The sequence below is a fragment of the Streptomyces sp. NPDC101118 genome, from assembly GCF_044759445.1.
GTDB lineage: Bacteria > Actinomycetota > Actinomycetes > Streptomycetales > Streptomycetaceae > Streptomyces.
The window spans coordinates 233,483-258,317 of sequence record NZ_JBIVZG010000008.1; the positions used below are offsets into that span (position 1 = coordinate 233,483).

18 protein-coding genes are annotated in these 24,835 nt (G+C 72.9%); 12 read left to right on the top strand and 6 right to left on the bottom strand.

Annotated elements, in window-relative coordinates; genetic code table 11:
• The first annotated feature begins 20 nt into the window (after positions 1–20).
• From ACIQUQ_RS16425 to ACIQUQ_RS16445, 5 genes are all read left to right on the top strand, one after another.
• On the top strand, positions 21–1,214 hold the full coding sequence (locus tag ACIQUQ_RS16425; protein ID WP_403976137.1) for an acyl-CoA dehydrogenase family protein: 1,194 nt from the start codon (positions 21–23) through the stop codon (positions 1,212–1,214).
• Positions 1,215–1,281: 67 nt separating this feature from the next.
• Positions 1,282–2,454 carry an acyl-CoA dehydrogenase family protein gene (locus ACIQUQ_RS16430; protein ID WP_403976139.1) on the top strand — a complete coding sequence of 391 codons (1,173 nt, stop codon included), beginning with the start codon at positions 1,282–1,284 and terminating at the stop codon, positions 2,452–2,454.
• 84 nt (positions 2,455–2,538) lie between these two features.
• Entirely contained in the window at positions 2,539–3,399 is an 861-nt protein-coding gene (locus ACIQUQ_RS16435) for a 3-hydroxybutyryl-CoA dehydrogenase (RefSeq protein ID WP_403976141.1), read from the top strand.
• A gap of 119 nt (positions 3,400–3,518) precedes the next feature.
• The gene (locus ACIQUQ_RS16440) at positions 3,519–4,133 is read left to right on the top strand and encodes a TetR/AcrR family transcriptional regulator (protein ID WP_403976143.1); all 615 of its coding nucleotides are present in this window, start codon (positions 3,519–3,521) and stop codon (positions 4,131–4,133) included.
• Between the two features lie 55 nt (positions 4,134–4,188).
• A complete protein-coding gene (locus ACIQUQ_RS16445; RefSeq protein ID WP_403976145.1) occupies positions 4,189–4,587 on the top strand; it encodes a DUF4440 domain-containing protein in 399 nt (132 codons plus the stop codon).
• A 48-nt stretch (positions 4,588–4,635) separates the two neighbouring features.
• Here ACIQUQ_RS16445 and ACIQUQ_RS16450 read toward each other — a convergent pair whose 3' ends face one another.
• Positions 4,636–5,829 carry an MFS transporter gene (locus ACIQUQ_RS16450; protein ID WP_403976147.1) on the bottom strand — a complete coding sequence of 398 codons (1,194 nt, stop codon included), beginning with the start codon at positions 5,827–5,829 and terminating at the stop codon, positions 4,636–4,638.
• 176 nt (positions 5,830–6,005) lie between these two features.
• Between ACIQUQ_RS16450 and ACIQUQ_RS16455 the strand changes: the two genes are divergently transcribed.
• On the top strand, positions 6,006–7,655 hold the full coding sequence (locus ACIQUQ_RS16455) for an FAD-dependent monooxygenase (protein WP_403976150.1): 1,650 nt from the start codon (positions 6,006–6,008) through the stop codon (positions 7,653–7,655).
• 122 nt (positions 7,656–7,777) lie between these two features.
• Here the strand turns inward: ACIQUQ_RS16455 and ACIQUQ_RS16460 are convergent, their stop codons facing one another.
• Positions 7,778–9,223 (bottom strand): glyceraldehyde-3-phosphate dehydrogenase, encoded by a 1,446-nt coding sequence (locus ACIQUQ_RS16460; RefSeq protein ID WP_403976152.1) that lies wholly within the window; start codon positions 9,221–9,223, stop codon positions 7,778–7,780.
• A 208-nt stretch (positions 9,224–9,431) separates the two neighbouring features.
• Positions 9,432–11,732, bottom strand: coding sequence for an MMPL family transporter (locus ACIQUQ_RS16465; protein ID WP_403976155.1), 2,301 nt, complete (start codon positions 11,730–11,732; stop codon positions 9,432–9,434).
• A 180-nt stretch (positions 11,733–11,912) separates the two neighbouring features.
• Here ACIQUQ_RS16465 and ACIQUQ_RS16470 point away from each other — a divergent pair, with 180 nt between their 5' ends.
• Entirely contained in the window at positions 11,913–13,775 is a 1,863-nt protein-coding gene (locus tag ACIQUQ_RS16470) for a glycoside hydrolase family 15 protein (RefSeq protein WP_403976157.1), read from the top strand.
• 66 nt (positions 13,776–13,841) lie between these two features.
• Here the strand turns inward: ACIQUQ_RS16470 and ACIQUQ_RS16475 are convergent, their stop codons facing one another.
• On the bottom strand, positions 13,842–14,336 hold the full coding sequence (locus ACIQUQ_RS16475; RefSeq protein WP_403976159.1) for a hypothetical protein: 495 nt from the start codon (positions 14,334–14,336) through the stop codon (positions 13,842–13,844).
• Between the two features lie 345 nt (positions 14,337–14,681).
• Here ACIQUQ_RS16475 and ACIQUQ_RS16480 point away from each other — a divergent pair, with 345 nt between their 5' ends.
• Both ACIQUQ_RS16480 and ACIQUQ_RS16485 read left to right on the top strand, forming a co-directional pair.
• Positions 14,682–16,355, top strand: a complete 1,674-nt coding sequence (locus tag ACIQUQ_RS16480) for a carbohydrate binding domain-containing protein (protein ID WP_403976161.1) — start codon at positions 14,682–14,684, stop codon at positions 16,353–16,355.
• 104 nt (positions 16,356–16,459) lie between these two features.
• Positions 16,460–17,428 carry a serine hydrolase gene (locus tag ACIQUQ_RS16485; RefSeq protein ID WP_403976163.1) on the top strand — a complete coding sequence of 323 codons (969 nt, stop codon included), beginning with the start codon at positions 16,460–16,462 and terminating at the stop codon, positions 17,426–17,428.
• Positions 17,429–17,538: 110 nt separating this feature from the next.
• On the opposite strand, the gene ACIQUQ_RS16490 is transcribed toward ACIQUQ_RS16485, so the two are convergent.
• Both ACIQUQ_RS16490 and ACIQUQ_RS16495 read right to left on the bottom strand, forming a co-directional pair.
• Positions 17,539–20,322: a hypothetical protein gene (locus tag ACIQUQ_RS16490; protein WP_403976165.1), complete on the bottom strand. Its 2,784-nt coding sequence runs from the start codon at positions 20,320–20,322 to the stop codon at positions 17,539–17,541.
• A gap of 221 nt (positions 20,323–20,543) precedes the next feature.
• Positions 20,544–21,476 (bottom strand): GNAT family N-acetyltransferase, encoded by a 933-nt coding sequence (locus tag ACIQUQ_RS16495; RefSeq protein WP_403976167.1) that lies wholly within the window; start codon positions 21,474–21,476, stop codon positions 20,544–20,546.
• A 297-nt stretch (positions 21,477–21,773) separates the two neighbouring features.
• On the opposite strand from ACIQUQ_RS16495, the gene ACIQUQ_RS16500 reads away from it, so the two are divergent.
• The 3 genes from ACIQUQ_RS16500 to ACIQUQ_RS16510 all read left to right on the top strand — a co-directional run bounded on the left by ACIQUQ_RS16500 (position 21,774) and on the right by ACIQUQ_RS16510 (position 24,815).
• Positions 21,774–23,855: a discoidin domain-containing protein gene (locus tag ACIQUQ_RS16500; protein ID WP_403976170.1), complete on the top strand. Its 2,082-nt coding sequence runs from the start codon at positions 21,774–21,776 to the stop codon at positions 23,853–23,855.
• Between the two features lie 76 nt (positions 23,856–23,931).
• Entirely contained in the window at positions 23,932–24,525 is a 594-nt protein-coding gene (locus ACIQUQ_RS16505) for a TetR/AcrR family transcriptional regulator (RefSeq protein WP_403666643.1), read from the top strand.
• Between the two features lie 89 nt (positions 24,526–24,614).
• The gene (locus ACIQUQ_RS16510) at positions 24,615–24,815 is read left to right on the top strand and encodes a DUF5988 family protein (protein ID WP_399947964.1); all 201 of its coding nucleotides are present in this window, start codon (positions 24,615–24,617) and stop codon (positions 24,813–24,815) included.
• Positions 24,816–24,835: the final 20 nt, after the last annotated feature.

A 24,835-nucleotide genomic window follows, 5' to 3' on the forward strand; every position in this document is an offset into this window, starting at 1 on the left:
ACCCCCTTCCCGGAGGAACCATGGACTTCCGCTACACCCCCGAGCAGGCCGCGCTCAAGGCCCGCGCCGCCGGCTACGCACGCCTCCTGATGCGGTACGAGGACCAGTCCGAGGAGGCGGGCGGTCCGCTCCCCGCCGACACGGTCCGCGAGCTCACCCGCGCCGCGATCGACGCCGGCGTGTACGCGATCAACATGCCGGCCGAGTGGGGCGGCGCCGGACTGTCCCTGCTGGACCAGGTCATCGTCGAGGAGGAGTTCGGCAAGGTCACCAACTGCCTCTGGGACATCCCCTGGCGGCCGGCGAACGTCCTCGCGTACGGCACCGACGCCCAGCGCGAGAAGTACCTCCTCCCCGTGATCCGCGGCGAGCGGTTCGACGCCTTCGCGGTCACCGAGCCGGGCGCAGGCTCCGACCCCGGATCGGGCACCAGCACGGCGGTCCGTACCGAGGGCGGCTGGCTGCTCAGCGGCGAGAAGTGGTTCGTGACCTGCGGGGACATCGCCGACTTCCTGCTGGTGCAGGCGGATGCGGGCCCGGAGCTCGCACCCACCCTGTTCTTCGTGGACAAGGCGGCGCCGGGCGTCGAGATGACCCGGGTCCCGCGCTTCATGCACTCCGCCGTCAACGGGCACCCCGAGTTCACCTTCACCGACGTGTTCGTCCCCGACGAGGACGTGCTCGGCGGCGTCGGCCACGGCTACGAACTGACCAAGGAGTGGTTCACCGACGAGCGGCTGATGATCGCCGCCCGGACGGTGGGCGCCGCCGAGCGGGCCCTGGAGCTCGCCCGCGACTGGGCCGTGGAGCGCCGCCAGTTCGGCTCGCCCATCGCCGACTTCCAGCTGATCCAGGGCATGCTCGCCGACTGCGCCGTCGACATCGCCGTGAACCGCGCCTACACCCACCAGGTCGCCTGGGAGGCCGACCGGCCTGGCACCGACCGCAAGACCCTGCACGCCAAGGCCTCGACGGCGAAGCTCGCCGCGAGCGAGGCCGCGGGACGGGTCGTCGACCGGTGCGTGCAGATCTTCGGCGGGCGCGGGTACGACCGCTCGTACCCGGTCGAGCGCATGTACCGCGAGCTGCGCGTGGACCGCATCTGGGAGGGCACCTCCGAGATCCAGCGCCTGATCATCGCCAACGAAATGATCAAGCGCGGCACCCGCGCCCTGGCCTTCCCCGCCTCCTCGCCCGACGGCCCCGCGGCCTGACCGACGGACCGCCCCTTCCCCGAACCGCCCCCCCGACCACCCCCGCCCAGGAACCAAGAGGAGCGACATGGACTTCCGCCTCACCCCGCGCCAGGAAGAGCTCAAGGCCTCGGCCCGCGCGCTGACCGACTTCATCACGAAGTACGAGCTCGACTGCGAGGAGAACAACGGCCTGCCGCCGGCCGCCCACACCGAGATCCGCGACGCCGTCCTGGAGAGCGGCCTCCAGGCCGTCAACATGCCCGCCGAGTGGGGCGGCGCCGGGCTCACCATCCTGGAGCAGGTGGTCGTCCAGGCCGAACTGGGACGGCTCACCGGCGCACTGTGGGACATGGTCTGGCGGCCCGCCAACGCCCTGTCCTTCTGCACGCCCGAGCAGCGCGAGCGGTACCTCGTCCCGGTGATCCACGGGCGCCGCCGCGACTGCTACGCGGTCAGCGAGCCGGAGGCCGGCTCCGACCCGCAGGCGATCAGGACCACCGCGACCCGGACCGACGGCGGCTGGCTGCTGAACGGCGAGAAGTGGTTCGTGACCGTCGGCGACCACGCGGACTTCATGATCGTGCTGGCCGCGGCCGGCGAGGAGCGGGCCCCGACCCTGTTCCTCGTCGACAAGGACACGCCGGGCGTCGAGATGACCCGGGTGCCCCGCTGGATGCACACCTTCGTCTACGAGCACCCCGAGTTCACGTTCACCGACGTGCGGGTGGGCGACGACGCCGTGCTCGGCGGGATCGGCAACGGCTACGACATCACCCGTTCCTGGTTCACCGAGGAGCGCCTGATGATCGCCGCCCGTACCATCGGCGCCGCCGAGCGCGCCCTGGAGCTCGCCCGCGACTGGGCGGTGGAGCGCCGCCAGTTCGGCTCCCGCATCGCCGACTTCCAGCTGATCCAGGGCATGCTCGCGGACAGTGCCGTCGACATCGCCGTGAACCGCGCCTACACCCACCAGGTCGCGTGGGAGGTCGACGCGGGCGACGCCGACCGCAAGACCCTGCACGCCAAGGCGGCCATGGCCAAGCTCGCGGCGAGCGAGGCCTCCGGCCGCGTGGTCGACCGGTGCCTGCAGATCTTCGGCGGACGCGGGTACGACCGTGCGTACGCCGTCGAGCGGCTCTACCGGGAGCTGCGGGTGGACCGCATCTGGGAGGGCACCTCCGAGATCCAGCGCCTGATCGTCGCCGGCGAACTCGTCAAGCGGGGCACCGGCGTCCTGCACATGCCCGGCTCCGTGTGACGGACGAGGGAGCCGGCTCCGGGTGACGCGCGCGGCCGCAGGTCCGTCCGCACAACGGGTACGTACCGAAGGAGGGGAAGTCCGATGACCGATGTCGAACGCGTCGGGGTCGTGGGGTGCGGGCTGATGGGGTCCGGCATCGCGGAGGTCTGCGCGCGGGCGGGCCTGGAGGTCGTGGTGGTGGAGACGGGCACGGCGGCCGCCGCGGCCGGGCTGGAGCGGATCACCCGCTCGCTGGCCCGCGCCGAGGGCGCCGGGAAGCTCACCGCCGACGGGCGGGCGGCCGCGGCGGCCCGGATCACGGTCACCACCGAGATGGAACGGCTGGCCGACCGGGACCTGGTGGTCGAGGCGGTGGCCGAGGACGAGCGGGCGAAGACCGCGGTGTTCGCCCGGATCGACGCCGTGGTGGAGCGACGGGACGCGGTCCTGGCGACCAACACCTCCTCGCTCCCGGTGATCCGGCTGGCCGCCGCGACCTCGCGGCCCGACCGCGTGATCGGGCTGCACTTCTTCAACCCCGTCCCGGTGCTCCCGCTCGTGGAGCTGGTGCCGTCGCTGCTCACCGGTGACGAAACGGTGCGTCGCACACGGGAGTTCGCCTCCGGGGTGCTGGGCAAGCAGGTGATCCGCGCCCAGGACCGGGCGGGGTTCGTGGTGAACGCCCTGCTCGTGCCGTACCTGCTGGCGGCGGTGCGGATGGCCGAGTCGGGCACCGCCTCGGCCGAGGACATCGACCAGGGCATGACCCTGGGCTGCGCGCATCCGCTCGGGCCGCTGGCCCTGGCCGACCTGATCGGCCTGGACACGGTGCAGGCCATCGCCCGGTCGATGTACGCCGAGTACCGCGAGCCGCTGTACGCGCCGCCCCCGCTGCTCGCGCGGATGGTGGACGCGGGCCTGCTGGGCCGCAAGACGGGGCGCGGGTTCCACACGTACCCCTGAACCGGTGTGCCCGGACGGAGGGAGTCCGGGCACGGGATGCGCAAGGATGATGGACAGGCGGGCCCGGCAGCCGGGCCCGCCCGCCCGCACAGCGGGCGCCGGAACGGGGAGTATCAGACGTGACCAAGGCCGAGCGCGCACTCGAGACGCGGGAGCGGATCCTGAAGGCCGCGTGCGAAGTGATCGCGGAGATCGGGTTCGAGAACATCAGCATGCGCAAGGTCGCCGAGCACGCGGGCGTCTCGAAGGCCCTGCTGCACTACCACTTCGACACCAGGGAGAAGCTGTTCGCCGAGGCGATGACCCACTCCTTCGCCCAGACCGGCACGGACACGGAGGACGGGGCCGCCGCCGGCCTGCCCGCGTCGGTGCTGCTGGCGCGGATCCTGCGCAGCATGCTGCCGACGGACGAGGAGCTGCGCCAGGACTGGAAGCTGTGGCAGGAGCTGTGGGTGCGGGCGCAGCGCGACCGGACGGCCCGCCACCTCGCCGTCGACCTGTACGACCAGCTGCACTCCTGGGTCACGGGCGCGGTCGAACGCGGCATCGCCTCGGGCGAGTTCAAGCAGTGCGACGTGGCCGCGCTGGGCACCCTGGTGCTGGCCCTCTGCGACGGGCTGGGCATCCGCGTGATGCTGGACGACCCCCGGGTGGACCTGGCCACGGCCCGGTCGACCATCTGGGCGACCATCGCCCCCTTCCTCGGCGTGGCCCCGGAGTTCCCGGAGCTCTGAGCGACCGGGGACGCGGCCCAACCGGACCGGTGTTCGCCGGTGTTAGGGTCGCGCCATGTCCAAGGCCGAGATAGACGCAGTGACCGCCGAGTTCTACGGCGCTTTCGACACCCGGGGCGGGAAGCCCGCCGACCTGGCGCGGATCCGGCGGCTGGTCGTCCCGGGCGGGGTGATCGTCAAGACCGGACCCGACCTCACCGTCTACTCGGTGGAGGAGTTCATCGAGCCGCGCGAACGGCTGCTGGCCGGGGACCGGCTGGCCGAGTTCGCGGAGTGGGAGACCGCCGAGCGTACGGAGATCGCGGGCGACATCGCCTCGCGGTTCGGCACGTACGGCAAGTCCGGGGTCCTGGACGGGGAGCCCTTCGAGGGCGGCGGCAGCAAGACCATCCAGTTCGTCCGCACCCCGGACGGCTGGCGGATCGCCGCGTTCTCCTGGTACGACGAGCCGTAGCCGGGACCCGGCCGGCGCCGGGGACGGAGCCGGCCGCGGCCCGGGGCCTCACGTGCGGGCCGCCCCCACCGGGCGGCGCAGCAGGTACACGGCCGCGCCGGTGACCAGCACGGACATGCAGGTGATGAAGACCAGGCCGGCCCCCTCCAGCCCCATCGGGCCGGCCAGCAGACCGACGCCGATCACCGGCACCGAGATGCCGGTGTAGGCCACCACGAACAGCGTGGAGATCACCGCGGCGCGTTCGTGTTCCGGTGACGCCCCGGCCACCGCGACCAGGGCCGCGCGGAAGGACAGCCCCTGCCCGGCCCCGCCGACCAGGGCGCTCGCCACCACCAGCGGCAGCAGGTTCCAGCGCAGCGCACCCGCGAGCAGCACCAGCCCGCCCAGCAGGGCCGCGCAGCCCAGCGGCAGCGCCCGGCGCACCCCGACCCGGTTCACCGCCAGCTGCCCGGCGGTGGAGGCGAAGAAGGCCAGCGCCACGACCAGACCGCTGACGGCGTGGTTGTGCACGTCCAGGGACTGGGCCAGGAAGGCCGGGCTGACCGAGGTGAACACCCCGAACAGTGCGAAGCCGACGAAGGAAGCGGTGGCCGCCGGCGCGAACACCGTGCGCACCTGGGCCGGCAGCCCCGGCTTCTGCGGCCGGACGGTGCCGAGCGGGCGCCGCTCCCGCACGGTCTCGGGCAGCCGCAGCAGGATGCCGGCCGAGGCGGCGACCAGGACGAGGTGCACGACGAAGGGCAGTTGGAGCGGGCGGGCGGCGTACTGGGCCAGCAGCCCGGCCAGCAGCGGGCCGCAGCCCAGGCCGCCCATGTTGCTGGCCGTGGCGACGAAGGTGGCCCGCTCGGACCCGCCCGGGGGCGCGAGTTCCAGCACGTACGCCGTGGCCGCACCGGTGAACAGGCCGGCGGACAGGCCCGACATCAGCCGGCCCGCGTAGAGCCAGCCGAGGCCGGTGGCGGCGAGGAAGCAGAGCGCACTGGCGGCCGCGCAGCCGAGGCCCACCAGCAGCACCGGGCGGCGGCCGACGGCGTCCGAGGCGTTGCCGGCCAGCAGGAGCACGCCGATCACCCCGAAGGCGTACACGGCGTAGACGACGGTCACGATCAGCTCGGAGAACCCGAACTTCTCCTGGTAGAGGCCGTACAGCGGGGTCGGCAGCGTGGTGCCGGCCATGCACACCAGGAACACGGCGCCGGCGAGCAGGCAGTCGCGCCATCCGGTGCGGTCACGGTCCATGGGCCGACGGTAGACGCTCCCGGCGGGGCCCGCAGGACAGGCGGCCTCCCGGCCGGGGGCGACCTGCCGGGAGGCACGGGTGTCCCGCCCGGCCGGCCGGATGGCCGGGGTGCCGCGGCCGGGGGATCCTGGGCGGGCAGTCCGTTCGCCGGGGGGCCTCACGGCAGGAGACGACCGTGCCACGCTCCGACAGCTTCGCCGCACCGGACGTCCTGGTCGTCGGCGCGGGACCGGTGGGCCTGACCGCGGCGGTGGAGCTGCGGCGGCGCGGGGTGCGGTGCCGGCTGGTGGACCGGCTGCCGGCCCGGCTGATGTACGCCAAGGCGGTGGGCGTCCAGCCGCGCACCCTGGAGGTCTGGGACCGGATGGGCTGCGTGCGGGAGGTCCTGGAGGCCGCGGTGCAGCTGCGCGGCCATCTGGTGTACGTCAACGGCGAGGAGCGGGAGCGCGCCGTGCTGCGGCTGCCGCCCGAGGTGCCGTACGGGTTCGCGGCGCTCCCCCAGTACGAGACCGAGCGGCTCCTGGAGGAGTACCTGGAGCGGCTGGGCGGCCGGATCGAGCGGGGCACCGAGCTGGTGTCCCTCCGGCAGGACGCCGACGGGGTGACCAGCGTGCTGGAGGGCGGGCCCGACGGCACCGAGGAGGTGCGCTCGCGGTTCCTGGTGGGCTGCGACGGGGCGCACTCCCTGGTCCGCAAGGGGCTGGGCCTGAGCTTCGAGGGCGGGGCCTTCCCGGAGGGGTTCATGCTCGGCGACGTCCGCGTGGACTGGGACCTGCCGGCCGGGTACGCCCTCCGTGCGCTGCACCGGGACGCGTCGGGGGCGGTGGACGACCTGCTGGTCGGGGTGCCGCTGCCCGGTGGCAGGTACCGGCTGTCGATGATGGTGCCGCCCGCACTCGCCGGGGAGGGGGACGCCAGCGGGGACGGGGTGGCGCACGGACTCCAGGGCGAGAGCGGCCGGCTGCCCGCCCTGGCGGACCTCCAGGCGGTGGTGGACCGGCTGTCGCCGCGCCCGGCGGCCGTCTCGGACCTGCGCTGGTCCTCGGTGTTCCGGATCAGCCACCGGATCGTGGACCGGTACGGGAGCGGCCGGGTGTTCGTGGCGGGCGACGCGGCGCACATCCACCCGCCCACGGGCGGGCAGGGCATGAACACCGGGATCCAGGACGCGTACAACCTGGCCTGGAAGCTCGCCCTGGCCGTGGGGGGCGAGGCGCACCCGGGGCTGACCGCCAGCTACGACGCGGAGCGCCGGCCGGTCGGCGAGGAGGTGGTGGGGCGTACGGTCCGCAACGCACGGCAGCAGGAGCAGGCGGCGCCGGACGATCCCGCGGCGGCACTGCTGCGGGAGGCGCAGCTGCTGGTCGGCTACCGGGACGGGCCGCTCACCGCGCCGGCGGCGGACGGCGGGCCCGGTCCGCGTCCCGGCGACCGGGCCCCCGACTGCACGGGGCTGACCACGGCGCTGGCGGCCTTCCCGCTGCGGCTGTACGACGTGCTGCGCGGCCGGGAGCACGTCCTGCTGCTGTACGCGGACGGCCCGGACGCCGCGGCGGCGCTGGAGCGGTTCGCGGCGGAGACGGCGGCGCTGACGGACGGCCGGCTGGAGCTCTGCGGGGTGCTGGGCGCGGACGCGGGCCCGTACGAGGGCGACCGGCTGCCGGTGTACCGGGACGCGGAGGGCGCCTTCGCCCGGCTGTACGGCGCCGGCGGCCGGCCCACGGCGTTCGCGGTGCGGCCGGACGGCTACCTGGGGGCCCGGATCTCCCCGCCGGTCCCGGAGCCGCTGGCGGAGTACCTGGCGACGGTGTTCGCCGCGCGGTGACCGCGAGCGAGCCGGAGGCATTGTGGCGCCGCAGGCGAGCGAGCGAATGAGAGGGGCTCCCCACCCGGTTTCGTCACCGGGTGGGGAGCCCTCGTCGCAGTGGCGGGTCAGACCGTCGTGGGTCAGACCGCCGGAGCCGGGAAGGTCGGGTACTCGACGCCGGAGACGTGCTGGACGACCCGGATCACCTGGCACGAGTAGCCGAACTCGTTGTCGTACCAGAGGTAGAGGATCGCGTTGTCGCCGTCCACCTTGGTCGCGCCGGCGTCGATGATCGAGGCGTGGCGCGAGCCGACGAAGTCCATGGAGACCGCGTCGGGGGCGGTGGTGAAGTCGATCTGACGCTTGAGCGGCGAGTGCAGCGAGACGTCGCGGAGGTGGTCGAGGACCTCCTCGCGGGTGGTCTCGCGGCCCAGGCGCAGGCTCAGGATGGCGATCGAGACGTCCGGGACGGGGACGCGGATCGAGCTGCCGGTGATCGGGGCCTTGAGGTCCGGCAGGGCCTTGGCCACGGCGGAGGCGGCACCGGTCTCGGTGATGACCATGTTGAGCGGCGCGGAGCGGCCGCGGCGGTCGGCCTTGTGGTAGTTGTCCAGCAGGTTCTGGTCGTTCGTGAACGAGTGGACGGTCTCCACGTGACCGCGCAGCACACCGTACTCGTCGTCCATGGCCTTCAGCGGCGGGACGATCGCGTTGGTGGTGCAGGAGGCGCAGGACAGGATGCGCTCGTCCGGCTTGACGGTGTCGTGGTTGACGCCGTGGACGATGTTCGGGACGTCGCCCTTGCCGGGGGCCGTCAGGACGACCTTGTCGATGCCGGGGCGCAGGTGCTTGGAGAGGCCCTCGCGGTCGCGCCACTTGCCCGTGTTGTCGATGAGGATGGCGTCCTTGATGCCGTGCGCCGTGTAGTCGACCTCGGAGGGGTCGTTGGCGTAGATCACCTTGATCGCGTTGCCGTTGGCGACGATCGTGCTGGTCGCCTCGTCGACGGTGATGGTGCCCTGGAACTGGCCGTGGATCGAGTCGCGGCGCAGCAGCGAGGCGCGCTTGACCAGGTCCGCCTCGCCGCCGCCGCGGACGACGATGGCGCGCAGGCGCAGGCCCTTGCCGGAGCCGGCCTTCTCGATGAGCAGGCGGGCGACCAGGCGGCCGATGCGGCCGAAGCCGTACAGGACGACGTCGCGGCCCTCGTTGCGCTCCAGCTTGTTCTCGCCCGTGGCGCCGGCGACGGCCTGGGCGGTGAACTCCTCGACCGAGAGGCCGCGGTCGTCCGCCTTGTAGTTGGCGGCGAGCATGCCGAGGTCGATCTGGGACGGGCCCAGGTCGAGCGCGGTCAGCGCCTGCAGGAACGGCATGGTCTCGGTGACCGAGAGCTCCTCGCCGTCGATCTGCCGGGCGAACCGGTGGGTCTTCAGGATGCTGACCACCGACTTGTTCACCAAGGAGCGGCTGTGGAGGAGGACGTTGACGTCCCGCTCGCGGTGCAGCTTCCCGATGATCGGGATCATCGATTCCGCGATCTCCTCGCGGTTCATCCAGTTGGTGAACGAGTCATCGTTGACAGTCACAGGCGTATCTTTCGAGCTAGGCAGCGCTCATATGCTAACCCCTCCGATATTTGATCGATCAGGGGGGTGGCGAGGTCTTTCTCACCCGCCCCACGAGCCCTTTCACCACCCACGCCCTTGACCGCGCGTCCGCCGTGTGTGACGGCACCCCCGACGAGAGGACGATCAGGGAACCCACCGCGACGGTCCTGGACGCTGGAGCCGGCGGTCAGCGCCCGGCGGGCGGCGGCCCGCCGGCCGGGACCGACTGCGCCTCGTCCTGTTCCAGGGCGTGCTCGCCCTCGGTGTCGAGGTGCGGCAGGATCCGGTCCAGCCAGGCCGGGGTCCACCAGGCGTGCTTGCCGAGCAGGGTCATCACGGCGGGCACCAGCAGCAGCCGGACCACGGTGGCGTCGATCAGGACGCTGGCCGCCAGGCCGAGGCCGAGCATCTTGATGACGATGTTGTCCGAGACGATGAACGCCGCGAACACGCTCACCATGATCAGCGCGGCGCAGGTGATGACCCGGGCGGTGATCTCCAGGGCGTGGGCCACGCTGGCCTTGGGATCCCCGGTGCGCAGCCAGGCCTCGCGGACCCGGGAGAGCAGGAAGATCTCGTAGTCCATGCTCAGGCCGAAGACGATGGCGAACATCATCATCGGCACGTAGCTCTCGATGGGGACCTTGCCTGAGACCCCGAGGGCGGGTCCGCCCCAGCCCCACTGGAAGACCGCGACGACCACGCCGTACGAGGCCGCGATGGAGAGCACGTTGAGCACGGCCGCCTTGACGGCGACCAGCAGGCCCCGGAAGACGATCAGGATGACCAGGAACGCCAGGCCCACCACGACGGCGATGATCAGCGGCAGCCGGCTGGAGACGATCTCCAGGAAGTCGACCTGGGCGGCCGTGGTTCCGGTCACGTAGGTCTTGGCGTCGGTGCCGGCGACCGCGCCCGGCAGCACGTCGTTCACCAGGTGCTCGGTGAGGTCGGTGGTCTTCTCGTCCTGCGGTGAGGCCACGGAGTAGGCGGTGCCGATGAGCACGTCGCCGTCCGTGGTGGGCCTGAGCGGGGTGATGGAGGCCGCGTCGGGCACGCCGGTCAGCGCCTGCTGGAGCTGGGTGCCCAGGGCGGCCCGGTCGTCGGCGGGCACGTTCGTCTGGTCGACGACCACCGTCAGGGGTCCGTTGGCGCCCGGCCCGAAGGCGGTGGAGATGAGGTCGTAGGCGCGCCGGTCGGTGAAGGACTTGGGGTCCGCGCCGTCGCCGATGTGGCCGAGCTGGATGAAGAGCAGGGGGAAGGCCAGGACCAGCAGCACGACCACACCGCTGACCAGGAACCACCAGGGCCGCCGCTCGACCTTCTGCGCGTAGTTGTGCCAGGTGCCGTGCGCGGGGGCGCCGGGTTCGGCGTCGGTCTCGGCGACCGGCTTGCGCACGTGCCACTTGTCGATCCGCCGGCCGACCAGGCCCAGCATGGCGGGGACCAGGGTGAGGGCGGCGATGACGGCGGTGACCACCGTGAAGGCCGCGGCCAGGCCGAGTTTGCCGATGAAGGTCACTCCGGAGACCCAGAGGCCGGACAGCGCGATGATGACGGTGCAGCCGGAGACCAGGACGGCCCGGCCGCTGGTGGTGGTCGCCAGGCCCGCGGAGTCGGCGGGATCGTGGCCGTTCATCAGGTTCTGGCGGTGCCGGGTGATCAGGAACAGGGCGTAGTCGATGCCGACGCCGAGTCCGATCATCGTGGCCAGGGTGGGTGACACGGTGCCGAAGGTGAACGCCGCGGCCACCAGGCCCAGCAGGGCCAGTCCGCAGATCGCGCCGATCAGGGCGGTCACCAGGGGCATCACGGCGCCGATGACGGACCCGAAGCCGATCAGCAGCACCACGATCGCCACGGCGAAGCCGATCGCCTCGCTGGTCCGGTCGTCGGGCTCGGGCCGGGCCAACTCGCCCAGCGGGCCGCCGTACTCGACGGTGACGCCGGCGTCGCGCAGCGGCTGGACGGCCGTGTCGACCTTGGGCAGGTAGTCGTCGCCGAGGGTCGAAGGCGGCACGCTGAACCGGATGGTGATGTACGCGGTCTTGCCGTCGGTGGACAGCGGGCCGGTGTTGGGCACGCCGGCGGGGGTGGCGGGCGGCGTGGTGCCCGGAGGGGGCAGCGGGTTCTGGGCGGCGAGTACGTCGGGCAGCTTCTGCAGGTCGGCGACCACCGAGTTGACGGTGGCGGCGTCCTGGGTGAGCGGCTTCGAGGGGTCGTTGAGGACGATCTGGGCGCCGTACCCGCCCGCTGCGGGCTCGTGTTCCTGGAGCACGGTGAGGCCCTCCGCGGACTGGACGCCCGGGAGGGAGAAGTTGTCGGAGTACTCGCCGCCGAAGGCACGGTCGAGCGCCTGGAGCCCGCCGACCGCGACGAGCCACGCGACGATGACGATGACGAAGTGCTGGGCACACCAGTGCCCGAGCCGGTAGAGGGCGCTCTTCTTGGGCGGCCGATTCCCCTTGTCGACTGCTGCAGCGTTCATGGTGTCGCCGTCTCCGATGGGGGCGTCCCCGAGCCGCGCGGGCGGAGCCCCCACGGGGGGCGTGACCCACGAGACCATGGTGCTCCGCGGGTCTCCGGTCGGCATCTCGACGGGCGCCCTGTTACCCGTACGTACCCCGTCCGGCCTGCGGGTACGGCGGGTCTCCCCGATAGTGGTGCCATGGAGCGCTACCCGCTCATCGCGGACCACGGTCTGGTGGGGGACCTGCAGACCGCCGCCCTCATCTCGGACGAGGGCGTGGTCGACTGGTTCGCGGCGCCCCGCTTCGACTCCCCCGGCCTCTTCTCCGCGCTGCTGGACCACGACCGCGGCGGCTGGTTCAGCCTTTCCGTGGATTCGCCGGACGTGCGGACGAAGCAGCTGTACTACCCGGACACCGCCATCCTGGTCACCCGTTTCATGTCGCCCGACGGCGTGGGCGAACTGCTCGACTGGATGCCGCCGGACCGCACCGGGCGGCCGACGGACCGGCACAGCATCAAGCGCGTGGTGCGGTGCATGCGGGGGACGGTGCGGTTCACGCTGGAGTGCCGGCCGCGTTTCGACTTCGGGCGGGCGCAGCACGAGCTGGAGCTGGACGGCCGGACGGCGTGCTTCCGGGCGCCGGGCATGTCGGCGTTCCTCCAGTCGAACATCCCGCTGGAACGCGACGGCGCGCACGACGTGCGGGGCAGCCTGACGCTCGGTGAGGGCGAGCAGGCGGGTGCCTCGTTCACGGTGTGCGGCCCGGACGAGGCCGCGCCGCCGCTGCCGGACCTGGAGGCGGTCGAAGGGGAGCTGTGGGACACCGTCGACTTCTGGCAGAACTGGGTGCGCACCACGCGGTACCGGGGGCGCTGGCCGGACATGGTGCACCGGTCGGCCATCACGCTGAAGCTGCTGACCTACCTGCCGACCGGCGCGCCGATCGCCGCGGCCACCCTGGGCCTGCCCGAGCTGGTCGGCGGGGAGCGGAACTGGGACTACCGCTACACCTGGATCCGGGACGGCTCCCTGTCCGTACGGGCCCTGCTGGACCTGGGCTTCGTGGAGGAGGCGGCCGCCTTCACGTCCTGGCTCACCGAGCGGGTCGGCGAGCGGACGGGGCGGCCCACGGCCGGCACGCAGCCGCTCCAGATCATGTACCGGGTGGACGGCGACCCCTGGCTGCCCGAGGAGACGCTGGACCACTTCGAGGGGTACCGGGGCTCGTTCCCCGTACGCGTGGGCAACGCGGCGGTGGACCAGGTGCAGCTCGACATCTACGGCGAGGCGCTGTACGCGCTGGCGCAGGGCCGGGGTCTGGACACCCAGCCGACGTACCGGGGCTGGCAGGCCCTGTCCTCGATGCTGGACTGGCTGGCGGGGGCCTGGGACAACCGCGACGAGGGCATCTGGGAGACGCGGGGCGGCCCTCAGGACTTCACGTACAGCCGGGTGATGTCCTGGGTGGCCTTCGACCGGGGGCTGCGGCTGGCCGAGGAGTTCGGGCGGCCGGCGGCGCGGGACACCTGGCGGGGCGAACGCGACCGGATCTTCGAGCAGATCATGACCCGGGGGTGGAGCGAGCGGCGCGGCGCCCTCGTGCAGCACTTCGGCGGTGACGTGCTGGACGCCTCGCTGCTGCTGATCCCGCGGGTCGGGCTGCTCAACCCCACCGACCCGGTCTGGCTGAGCACCCTGGACGCCATCGACCGGGACCTGGTCAAGGACAACCTGGTGTACCGCTACGACCCGAGCGCCTCGCCGGACGGACTGCGGGGCGCGGAGGGCACGTTCAGCCTCTGCACGTTCCTGTACGTGGACGCGCTGGCGCGGGCCGGGCGGGTGCGGCGGGCGCGCTTCTCCTTCGAGAAGATGCTGACGTACGCCAACCACGTGGGCCTGTTCTCCGAGGAGATCGGGCCGAGCGGCGAGCAACTGGGCAACTTCCCGCAGGCGTTCACCCACCTGTCGCTGATCATGGCGGCGAACACCCTGGACGACGCGCTGGACCGGATCGCGGAGCGCCCGGGCAACCCGGGGCGGCCCGCGACGCGGTGAGCCCGCGGGGCGTGGTGAGCCCGCGGGGCGCGGTGGGCCCGGCCGCCCCGGGCCCGGCTGCCCCGGTCAGGCCCAGCGACGCGGTGGGCCGTGCTCGGCGTGCAGCGGCAGCGGGTGGCGGCCGGCTGCGAGGATCGTGACCCCGGGGCCGGCGTCCAGCAGGTTCTGCAGCCAGACCAGCGCGTCGGGCGTGAGGAACTCGCTGCCGTCCAGGGCCACCAGCACGTCCTGTTCGGCCAGCGGCGGGGTCCGCCAGGAGGTGCGCGGGCCCTGGCCGGCCGCGGCCGGGCGGCTGCCCCGGGCGGCGAGGGTCCTGGCCAGGTCCTCGGCGCCGGTCGGCCGGACCAGGCACACGTGGACCACCCCGTCGAGGTAGTTCGAGCGCAGGCGTTCCGCCGCCTCGCGCACCATCAGACCGGCCGCCGGCCTCGGGTGCCGGGTGACCGACACGACCCGGCCCCGCCGCACCGAGACCAGCAGTCCCGCCAGTTCCGCGGCCTGCCCCGGCGGGCAGTTCCGTTCCCGTCCGCGGCCACAGGCCACGGCCACTCTTCCCCTCATCGGCACGCCCCCGCATACCCGTTCACCCGTGCTGAAGCAGGGCTGATTCCAGCCATGTCCGGATCAGTATGGGCGGCGCGCCGCCGGGGCGGAACACCCCGGACTCCGGCGTGGCGCCCGGCCACCCGGTGTTCACCGCTCCGCAATACGACGGGAATTGGTCCAGACCTATTGACCGCCACGGATGCGGACGGTTAGGTTCCCGGGGACGGGACACGGCCACATCCCCCCTCAACTCCCGCTGCTCAAAAGGCAGTACGGCCCCTTCCGGGCTGCCCCGCAGACGCACCCCGGCACCCCTCCCCCGTCTTCCGCGCACCTCCCTTCCCCTCTGGAGGCCCTCCCTTGCGTACCCGCACCCGCACCCGTCTGGCCTGCGGCATCGGCGCCACCCTCTTCGGCGCGGCCGCCGTGCTGAGCGCCCCCGGCGCCGCCTTCGGTGCCAACGCCCTCGGCAACGGCGACTTCGAGACCGGCTCCCTGGGCCCCTGGTCGTGCAGCGGCGGCCTCGGCTCCGTCGTCACCTCCCCCGTCCACGGCGGCGGCAGGGCCCTGGCCGGCGCCGCGACCGCGTCCGACAACGCCAAGTGCGTCCAGACGGTGGCCGTCCGGCCGAACACCGCCTACACGCTGTCCGGCTGGGTCCGCGGCAACTACGCCTACCTGGGCGTCACCGGCGGCGCCGCCACCTGGACCAGCTCGCCCGGCGCCTACGCGAAGCTGAGCGTCTCCTTCACCACGGGCGCCGCCCAGACCAGCGCCGAGGTGTACGTCAACGGCTGGTACGGACAGGGCACTTACCACGCCGACGACATCGTCCTGGACGGCCCCGGCGGCGGCACCGACACCACCCCGCCCACCGCGCCCGGCGGACTCGCCACCACCGGCCGGACCTCCTCCAGCGTCTCGCTGGCCTGGACCGCCGCCACCGACGACACCGGCGTCACCGGGTACGACGTGTACCGGGGCGGCACCCTGGCCGCGACCACCGCCGGCACCTCCGCCACCGTGACCGGACTGGCCGCGAACACCCCGTACACCTTCACCGTCCGCGCCCGGGACCTGGCGGGCAACACCTCCGCGGCCTCCGGCCCGCTCACGGTGACCACCGACAGCGGCCCGACGCAGCCGACCGGCTTCAAGCAGGCCGCGCCCTACCTGTACCTCGGCTGGGGCAACCCGCCGAGCGCGACCGCGGTGATGAACGCGACCGGCGTGAAGTGGTTCACGATGGCCTTCATCCTCTCCTCCGGCGGCTGCAACCCGGCCTGGGACGGCCAGCGGCCGCTGACCGGCGGCGTCGACCAGAGCACGATCGCCGCGATCCGGGCGGCCGGCGGCGACATCGTGCCGTCCGTCGGCGGCTGGCAGGGCAACAAGCTCGGCCCGAACTGCACCACGCCCGAGGCGCTGGCCGGCGCGTACCAGAAGGTGATCGACGCGTACGGGCTCAAGGCGATCGACGTGGACATCGAGAACACGGACGAGTTCGAGAACGCCGCGGTGCAGGACCGCATCCTCGGCGCCCTGAAGATCGTCAAGCGGAACAACCCGGGCCTGCGGACCATCCTCACCTTCGGCACGAGCACCACGGGCCCGACCTCGTGGGGGAACCGCCTGATCGAGCAGGCGAAGGCGCTCGACGCCGGCATCGACGTGTTCACGATCATGCCCTTCGACTTCGGCAACGCCTCCACCGACATGTACGCGAGCACGGTCGGCGCGACCGAGGGGCTGAAGACCAAGCTGCGGTCCGTGTTCGGCTGGGACGACGCCACCGCCTACGCCCACATCGGCATCTCCGGGATGAACGGTGTCAGCGACACCGGCGAGACCACCACGGTCCAGAACTGGACCGCGATCCGCGACTGGGCGAACTCCCACCACCTCGCCCGGCTGGCCTTCTGGTCGGTCAACCGGGACCGCGGCTGCCCCGGCGGCGGCCTCCAGGAGACCTGCTCGGGCATCGCGCAGAGCGACTGGCAGTTCACGTCGATCACCGCAGGCTTCACCGGCTGAACATATTTTCAGCTTTACTGCAACCATCTGGGCCCCCGGCGCGTCATGTCGAGCGGGTGCGCGGGGAGCGCGCCCGCTCGACCAAGGGGATGGGAAGCCACCACATGAACCACCGGATGTCCCTGCGCGCCCGCGGCCTGTCCGCGGGCCTGGCGGCCGGGGTCCTCGTACCGCTCGTGGCCACCGCCACGCCCGCGGCCGCGGCCGGCCAGGCCGGCGCACCGCGCACCGCGCCGGCGGTCACCGCGGCCACCACGCCGCAGGTCGCCTGCACCTCCGCGAAGGCCGGCCTGGCCGCCAAGCTCCAGCGCGACATCACGGCCGCCCTGGCCAACCGCAAGGGCACCGTCGCGATCGGCGTGTACGACCGGACCACGAAGACCAGCTGCCGGCTGCGCTCCACCACGGCCTTCGACTCCGCCAGCGTCGTCAAGGTCACGGTCCTGGCCACCCTGCTCTGGGACGCGAAGAAGCAGAACCGCTACCTCACCCAGCGCGAGGTGGACCTCACCCGCGCCATGATCACCCAGTCGGACAACAACGCGACCACCGCGCTGTGGCGGCAGCTGGGCATGACCAAGATCAAGGGCTTCCTCGCGGCCGCGGACATGACCAGGACCGTGCCGGGCGCCGACGGCTACTGGGGCCTCACCCGGATCAACGTCGGCGACGAGCAGAAGCTCCTCTCGCTGCTGACCCGCAAGAACACCGTGCTCAGCGACAACGCCCGGGCCTACGCCCTGAAGCTGATGAACCAGGTGGTCGCCTCGCAGCGCTGGGGCACCCCGGCCGGCGCCCCGTCCACGGTGAAGGTGCACGTCAAGAACGGCTGGCTGCCGCGCGCCACGCACGGCTGGCGGGTGCACAGCGTCGGCGCCTTCCAGGGCGGCGGGCACGACTACTACATGACGGTGCTCACCCAGGACAACGCGACCATGGACTACGGCGTGGCCACCATCCAGGCCGTCGCCCGCGTCGTCCACCGCGACCTGGTCCCCAGCACCACGTTCCTGCAGCGCTACGAGCCGACCACCCGCCCGGCGGAGGTCGTCCCGCCGCTGCCGGCCGGCTGACCGCGCCGGGGTCCGCGACCGCCGGCACCCCCCGAACGCACCGGGACACCGGCCCCCGAGGGGGCCGGTGTCCCTTTTTCGTGCGTGGGTCCGCGTGCGTGCGGGGCGCGTTACGAGGCGTTCCGCACCGTGCCGGTGACCTCGGGCCCCGGCTGCGGCATCCAGTCGGCGTCGTACGTGCGCAGCTGCGCCCGCAGGAACTCCTTCGGCTCGGTCAGCCGGTCCTTGACGGTGGGCACGGTGACCAGCGTGGAGAGCTTGCCCGCCGGGATCTGGACGTACAGGGCGGGCTGCTCGAAGGCCTGGGACAGCGGACGGGCCGGGTCCGGCACGTGGCCCATCCACTCCTCCAGCCAGCGCCGCTCGACGTCCGCGGTGGAGAGCTCGGCCCCGCGGGTCACGGGCAGCAGCGCGAACTCGCCCATGATGTCGGCGTCGGCCTTCTCGGAGAGGGAGACGCGCCAGGTGAGGGCCTGGCCCTCGGTGACGTCGTCGTCGACCGCGGTGACCTTGACCTTCGGCATCGGGTCGTCGTTCTTGGCGGTCACGCCGCCGCGGTGGGCTCCGACCACGGTGCCGCGCACGGCCTTGACGAAGATGTCCTGGTTCGTGTCGCGGCCGAAGCGGGTGTTGCCGGTGACGGCGAAGGGCACGTCGATGTCGTTCCGGCCCGGTCGGACGGTGACCAGCTTCGAGGTGACCTTGTCGCCCTCGGCGTTGGGCACGAACAGCCGCACCCGGCCGGTGCCCTGGCCGGTGACGCTGACGGGCACGCGGTACGTCTTGGTGCCGGCGTCGCCCTCCTTGACCTCCAGGCGGCCGACGTCGACGCGGACCAGCTTCTCCGCGCGTACGGCCGGGGTGCCCGGGCGCCAGCCCCAGGCGTCCATCAGCCAGGCCTTCCCGGCGCGGCTGCGCGGGGTCAGCTCCAGGGTGGCGACCTTCGTGAGGTCGAGGCCGGCGCCGGTGGCGGCGGTCAGCGGTACGCGCAGCTCGCGCGCCCAGTAGGAGGCGGTGCGCTCGGTGCCGGGCAGCCCGTCGGCGCGGACCTGGCCGAGCTTGGCACGGCGCCCCGAGGCGTCGGTGACGGACACGTCGAGCAGGGTGCCGGTGGTGTTGGGCGGCACGATCAGGCGCAGCGCGAGGGACTCGGAGCCCTTGAGGGAGACCGGGGCCGCGGGGCGGAGCACGGCAGCGGTGCCGGGGGCGGTCCAGCGCAGGGCGACCGCGTCGCGGCCGGGCTCGGGCGAGGCCTCCCAGCCCGCGAAGTGCGGGGACTGGCCGCCGGACTCGCCGGGCAGGCAGGTCTTGGCGGGGTCGGGGCTGACCTGAGCGCAGGTGCGGGCGCCGGTGCCGGAGACCTTCACGGTGGAGCCGGGCAGGACCGCGGTGGTGCGGTTGCCGCCGACGGCGTGGGTGAGGACGCGGGCCGGGTCGGCCGAGGGGGCGCGGCGGCCGGTGCCGTCGAGCAGCGGGCGCACCCGGTCGTCGCCGGCGACGAACAGGCGGGCCGCGGCGGCGATGTACGTGGCGCCCGCGGCCTGCTGCTGCGTGGCGGTCAGGCGGGTCTTCTTGCCGACGCCGCAGACCGGGTCGGGGTTGTCGCCGGGCCAGAAGTCGTCCTCGGAGGGCGCCTTGGACTGGCCCGGGGTCCACTCGGAGTTGAAGAAGTTGTGGTTCGCGCCGACCACGTAGACCGAGCTGTGCAGGGCGGCGCCACGGCTGAGGCCGCGGGTGCCGTCCGCGTAGATCTGGCCCTGGAGGTCGGAGACGTCTCCGTCGCAGCCCGGCAGGATGGTCGCGGACGGCACGTCCGGCACCGGGTTCTGGCCGAAGATCGTGGGGCCGATCAGCACGTTGCCGCGGATCTTCCAGCGCACCGGGCCGCGGTAGCCGTCGCGGTCGGCGGGGGCGGTGTAGAGGCTGTCGAGCGCGGCGCGGTTGACGCCCTCGCCGCCGCGGGAGTGGCCGACCAGCATGACGCGGTCGAGGTCGGCGGGCGCGACGTCGCGCACGGCCTTGGGGGCCTCGGAGCGCTTGGCGGCCCACTCGGCCCAGCGGGCCAGGTGCAGGCGCACCAGCGAGGAGCGGGCCTGGGCGCCGCCGTCCTCCGCGTTCCAGTCCTGGCCGTTGATGCCGTTGGCCGAGATGGAGAGGGTGGTGTAGCCCTGCGAGGCGAGGAGCTTCTGGGCGCCGAGGTAGCCGCGGTGGCTGGGCACCGGCTGGGTGCCGGGCTTGCAGGGCCAGTCGCCGGTCTGCTGGCCGCCGCCGTAGCAGGTGTAGTGGCGGCCGTGCAGGAAGAGGGCGAGCGGGCGGGTGCCGGGGGCGTTCACCGGGCCCACCACGACGGCGCGCATCTCGACGGGTGCGGCGAAGCCGGGCAGCTTCACGGACTTCAGGGCGTACTCGCCGGTGGCGGTGCGGTACGAGCCGGGCTTGCCGGGGTCGACCGCGTTGGCGGGCAGGGCGGCGCCGGTCAGGCCGGCGGCCGGCGCGTCGTCCGGGGTACGGGCCTCGCGGGCGCCCGCGGCGTCCAGGCGGCGGCCGGCGGCGAGGACCCGCAGGTCCTGGCCGTCGCCGAGACGCGCGCCGGCGATCGGGAGGCTGAAGCTGCGCCCGTCGGGGCCCGGTGCGGGCACGCCGATGAGCCGGTCCCCCGTGTGGAACTCGACGCGGGCGTCGCCCATGGGCACGCGCCGGTCGGCGGTCCACACCAGCTGCCGGCCGGCCCCCGTGCCGGTGATCCGCCAGCCCTCGGGGAGGCTGCCGTCGGCCGCTCCCCCGCGGCCCTCTGAGGCTGCGGCCGACGGCTGCGCGTACGCGAGCCCCGGCGTCGCCGCTGCCAGCGCGAGTACCGCCGCGGCGGCGGTCACCACGCGTGTGACACGTATCAAGGTGGTCATCCTCATCGTCGGTGTGCTCGGGGCGTCCCGGTGGTCCTCCGGAACCTCCCTCGCCCCCCGAGGACGGCAACTCGGCGGCCTGGGTTGCCTCGTGGCGCCAGGTCTTTGCCAATTCCGCTCACCAGACGATCAGTTACCCGCCATATCAAGACAAAATGACTCATTTCCGTCAGCGTGCGGGGCGGACGGTGCCTCAGGGCGGGCGGGAACGCTCAGAGGTCCCGTACGAACTCCAGCCGGTCGGCGAAGTTCTCGTACCCGGCGGCCCGGAAGGCCCGGGCCATCGCGCCGTTGGCCGCGTCGCAGTCGCCGCGGATCTCCGTGGCGCCGTGTGCGGCCAGGACCCGGGTCCCGCGCACCACCGCGGCGGTGGCGTACCCCCGGCCCCGGTGGGCGGGCGCGACCCCGACGAACCCGATCACGGGCACGGACGGGTTCTCGGCGGGCAGGCTGAGGACGGCCGGGGTGCCGTCGGGCGCGTACCCGATCTCCCACCAGCCGGGCTCGTGCCGCAGCCCGGCGGTGTCGTCGAAGAGCCGCCGGGCCGCGGCGGCGAGGCCGTGCTCGGCCACGTCCGCGGCCAGGCGTGCGTCGGCGGTGTCGGCGAGCAGTTCCTCCAGTACGGCGAGGAACGGCCCGGGCCCGAGTTCGGCGAGCGAGCGGAACGTCAGCCGGGGGTCGTCGGCGGGCAGCTCGGCCGGGACCGCCAGCCGGAAGCGCCGGCCGTCGCGCACGGGCGCGAAGCCGGCGGCGCGCAGCAGGTCGCCGCGGCGCCCGGGGTCCCGCTGGAACTGCGGGGCCTGCGCGGGCGAGTCCACGACGTGCTCCAGGTCGGCCGCGCCGAGCCCGCGGGCGAGGCCGGCGGCCGCGTCCAGCAGGGCGGTGCCGGTTTCCGGTTCGCCCTCGGGCGCCTCGAACAGGACGACGGCGAGCGGGACTTCCTGTCCGGGGAGGGTCCACAGGACCACGCTGCCGGCCGGACGGCCGTCGGGGCCCTCTGCGACCAGGCACCAATCGGGCCGGGTGCACCCGGCGTCGAGGAGCCCGGCGAGGTACGCGCGGGTGGCTGCGTTGCGCTCGGGGTCGCCGGGGTGCTCGACCAGAGCGGGGAGTTCGTCGGGGCGTGCGGTGCGCAACAGGGGCACGGAGGTCCTTTTACGGTCGGCGGGCAGGGCGGAAGGTCCCCGCGAACCTAACCGGCCGCCGCTGCCCGGGCCAGGCGTTTTCGGACAGCCGCGGGGCGCGCACTCGCGGCGGCGCGGCGGACCACCGGAGTCCCGTAGGGCGGCTGCCTCGACTCCTGTTGGAGGAAATGACGATCCATCAGGTCAAGTGTCCCGGACCCTTGACTTGTTACTCACGGGTCGGGATTCTCTCAGCACGATTTATCGGTACATGACAATCGGCCAATCCGGACACCCCACACCCCCTGAGGTCTCGCCATGACCCGAACCCCCTCCGGCAGGCGCCGCCGCCCCCTGGCGGTGCTCTCGCTGCTCCTCGCCGCCATGGCGATGGTGCTGGGCCCCGCGCCCGGCTCCGTCGCCGACCCCGGCTCCGCAGCCGACCCCGGCTGGTGGAACCCGACCGCCCGGCCCGCCCCCGACTCCCAGATCAACGTCACCGGTGAGCCGTTCAAGGGCACGAACGACAAGGGGGAGGTCCGCGGCTTCGTCGACGCGCACGTCCACCTCATGTCGAACGAGGCCTTCGGCGGACGGCTCATCTGCGGCAAGCCCTTCTCGGACGACGGCATCGCCGACGCCCTCAAGGACTGTCCCGAGCACTACCCCGACGGCACCCTCGCGGTGTTCGACTTCATCACCAAGGGCGGCGACGGCAAGCACGACCCCGCCGGCTGGCCCACCTTCAAGGACTGGCCGGCCCACGACTCGCTGACCCACGAGCAGACGTACTACGCCTGGGTGGAGCGCGCCTGGCGCGGCGGCCAGCGCGTCCTCGTCAACGACCTGGTCACCAACGGCGTGATCTGCTCGGTGTACTTCTTCAAGGACCGCAGCTGCGACGAGATGACCTCGATCCGGCTCCAGGCCCGCAAGACGTACGACATGCAGGCCTACGTCGACAAGATGTACGGCGGCCCGGGCAAGGGCTGGTTCCGCATCGTCACCGACAGCGCCCAGGCGCGCGAGGTCATCGCGCAGGGCAAGCTCGCCGTCGTGCTCGGCGTGGAGACCTCGGAGCCCTTCGGCTGCAAGCAGATCCTCGACATCGCCCAGTGCGGCAGGGACGACATCGACCGCGGGCTGGACGAGCTGTACCAGCTGGGCGTGCGCAGCATGTTCCTCTGCCACAAGTTCGACAACGCCCTGTGCGGGGTCCGCTTCGACTCCGGTGCCCTCGGCACCGCGATCAACGTGGGCCAGTTCCTGTCCACCGGCACCTTCTGGAAGACCGAGAAGTGCGCCGGCCCCCAGCACGACAACCCGATCGGGCTCGGGGCTGCACCGGCGGCGGAGCAGAAGCTCCCCGAGGGCGTCGCGGTCCCCTCGTACGCGGCGGACGCCCAGTGCAACACCCGGGGCCTCACCGAGCTCGGCGAGTACGCCGTGCGCGGGATGATGAAACGCAAGATGATGCTCGAACTCGACCACATGAGCGTCAAGGCCGCGGGCCGCGCCTTCGACATCATGGAGTCCGAGTCGTACCCGGGCGCCATCTCCTCGCACAGCTGGATGGACAGCAGCTGGACCGAGCGCCTGTACAAGCTCGGCGGGTTCGCCGCCCAGTACATGAACGGCGCCGAGGGCTTCAGCGCCGAGGCGAAGGCCAAGGACGCGCTGCGCGACAAGTACGGCGTGGGCTACGGCTACGGCACCGACATGAACGGCGTCGGCGGCTGGCCCGGCCCGCGGGGCGCCGGCACCCCGAACCCCGTGAAGTACCCGTTCCGCAGCACCGACGGCGGCTCCGTGATCGACAAGGTGACCACCGGGCAGCGCACCTGGGACCTCAACACCGACGGCGCGTCCCACTACGGCCTGGTCCCCGACTGGATCGAGGACGTGCGGCTCGTCGGCGGCCAGGACGTGGTGGACGACCTCTTCCGCGGGGCCGAGTCCTACCTCACCACCTGGGGCGCGTCGGAGAAGCACAAGGCGGGCGTCAACCTCGCCGCCGGCCGGCCCTCCGGGGCCTCCTCCACGGAGTGGTGGAACCCCTTCGTCAGCTACGCGCCCGGCCGGGCCGTCGACGGCGACACGGGCAGCCGCTGGGCCAGCGAGTGGAGCGACGGCCAGTGGTTCCAGGTCGACCTCGGCTCCACGGGCCTGGTCAAGCGGGTGACGCTCGACTGGGAGCGCGCGTACGGCAGGGCGTACCGCATCGAGCTGTCCACCGACGGCTCGAACTGGACCACGGTCTGGTCCACGTCCGACGGTGACGGCGGCCTCGACACGGCGCGCTTCGCCGCCACTCCGGCCCGCTACCTGCGGGTCCAGGGTGTGCAGCGCGGCACGGGCTGGGGCTACTCCCTGTACGAGGTCGGGGCCTACAGCGCCTGACCCCGGTCCGGCACCGGACGGCACGGCACGACAGCACCGAGCACAGCACTGCACAGCACGGAAGCAAGGAGCCCAGATGACACGCCTGCCCTCGGCGGAGCGGCGACGCCAGCTGACCGAGGCGGCCATCCGCGCGATGACCCGGGACGGGGTCGCCAGGACCACGACCCGGTCCATCGCCGCCGAGGCGGGCGTGTCGCTGAGCGTCTTCCACTACTGCTTCGACTCCAAGCAGGCCCTGCTGGAAGCCGTCATCCAGACCATCACCGAGCACTCCGTCTCCCGCGTGCGCGAGGCGCTGCGGCCCCGGGCCACCCTCCAGGAGACCGTGCGCGCCGGCTTCCAGGCGTACTGGGACCACGTGGCGGCCCACCCCGGCGAGCACATGCTCACCTACGAGCTCACGCAGTACGCCCTGCGCCAGCCGGGCTTCGAGGAGCTGGCCAGGCGCCAGCACGAGCTGTACCGCGACACCTTCGCCGAGCTGATCGAGCAGCTCCGGGGCGTGATGGGCTTCGAACTCCGGGTGCCCGTGCCCGTACTCGCCCGCTACCTCGCCGCCATGACCGACGGACTGACCCTGAACTACCTGGTCCTCGGCGATGCGGAGGCCGTGGCCGACCTGCTCGACATGATCACCTCCCACATCGCCGGCCTCGTACGGGTCTGACGGCGCCGGACGGGGCGAGCGGGACCGGAAGGCGCTCGTCCGGTCCACCCCGGCATGCGCGGGGCGCCGCGTCCGGGAAGACTGGGGATATGACGAGCAAGGCATGGCTCGAAGGCGGACCGGCGGACCTCTCCCAGCGGGTCGTCCCGGTCACTCCGCCCGGCCAGGAGCTGAAGATCCCGCACCGCGGCGGGTACGAGCACTTCAGGATCACGGTGCGCCACGAGGACACCCCGGAGGGCCGCCTGCCGGTGTACGAGTGGTGGGAACGCACCGAGCTCCCCGGATGACGGGCCGCTGATACCGGCGG

Coding starts and splice junctions, on each gene's coding strand:
- ACIQUQ_RS16425 (WP_403976137.1), top strand. CDS start 21: ATGGACTTCCGCTACACCCCCGAGCAGGCCGCGCTCAAGGCCCGCGCC.
- ACIQUQ_RS16430 (WP_403976139.1), top strand. CDS start 1,282: ATGGACTTCCGCCTCACCCCGCGCCAGGAAGAGCTCAAGGCCTCGGCC.
- ACIQUQ_RS16435 (WP_403976141.1), top strand. CDS start 2,539: ATGACCGATGTCGAACGCGTCGGGGTCGTGGGGTGCGGGCTGATGGGG.
- ACIQUQ_RS16445 (WP_403976145.1), top strand. CDS start 4,189: ATGTCCAAGGCCGAGATAGACGCAGTGACCGCCGAGTTCTACGGCGCT.
- ACIQUQ_RS16450 (WP_403976147.1), bottom strand. CDS start 5,829: ATGGACCGTGACCGCACCGGATGGCGCGACTGCCTGCTCGCCGGCGCC.
- ACIQUQ_RS16465 (WP_403976155.1), bottom strand. CDS start 11,732: ATGAACGCTGCAGCAGTCGACAAGGGGAATCGGCCGCCCAAGAAGAGC.
- ACIQUQ_RS16470 (WP_403976157.1), top strand. CDS start 11,913: ATGGAGCGCTACCCGCTCATCGCGGACCACGGTCTGGTGGGGGACCTG.
- ACIQUQ_RS16475 (WP_403976159.1), bottom strand. CDS start 14,336: ATGAGGGGAAGAGTGGCCGTGGCCTGTGGCCGCGGACGGGAACGGAAC.
- ACIQUQ_RS16485 (WP_403976163.1), top strand. CDS start 16,460: ATGAACCACCGGATGTCCCTGCGCGCCCGCGGCCTGTCCGCGGGCCTG.
- ACIQUQ_RS16500 (WP_403976170.1), top strand. CDS start 21,774: ATGACCCGAACCCCCTCCGGCAGGCGCCGCCGCCCCCTGGCGGTGCTC.
- ACIQUQ_RS16505 (WP_403666643.1), top strand. CDS start 23,932: ATGACACGCCTGCCCTCGGCGGAGCGGCGACGCCAGCTGACCGAGGCG.
- ACIQUQ_RS16510 (WP_399947964.1), top strand. CDS start 24,615: ATGACGAGCAAGGCATGGCTCGAAGGCGGACCGGCGGACCTCTCCCAG.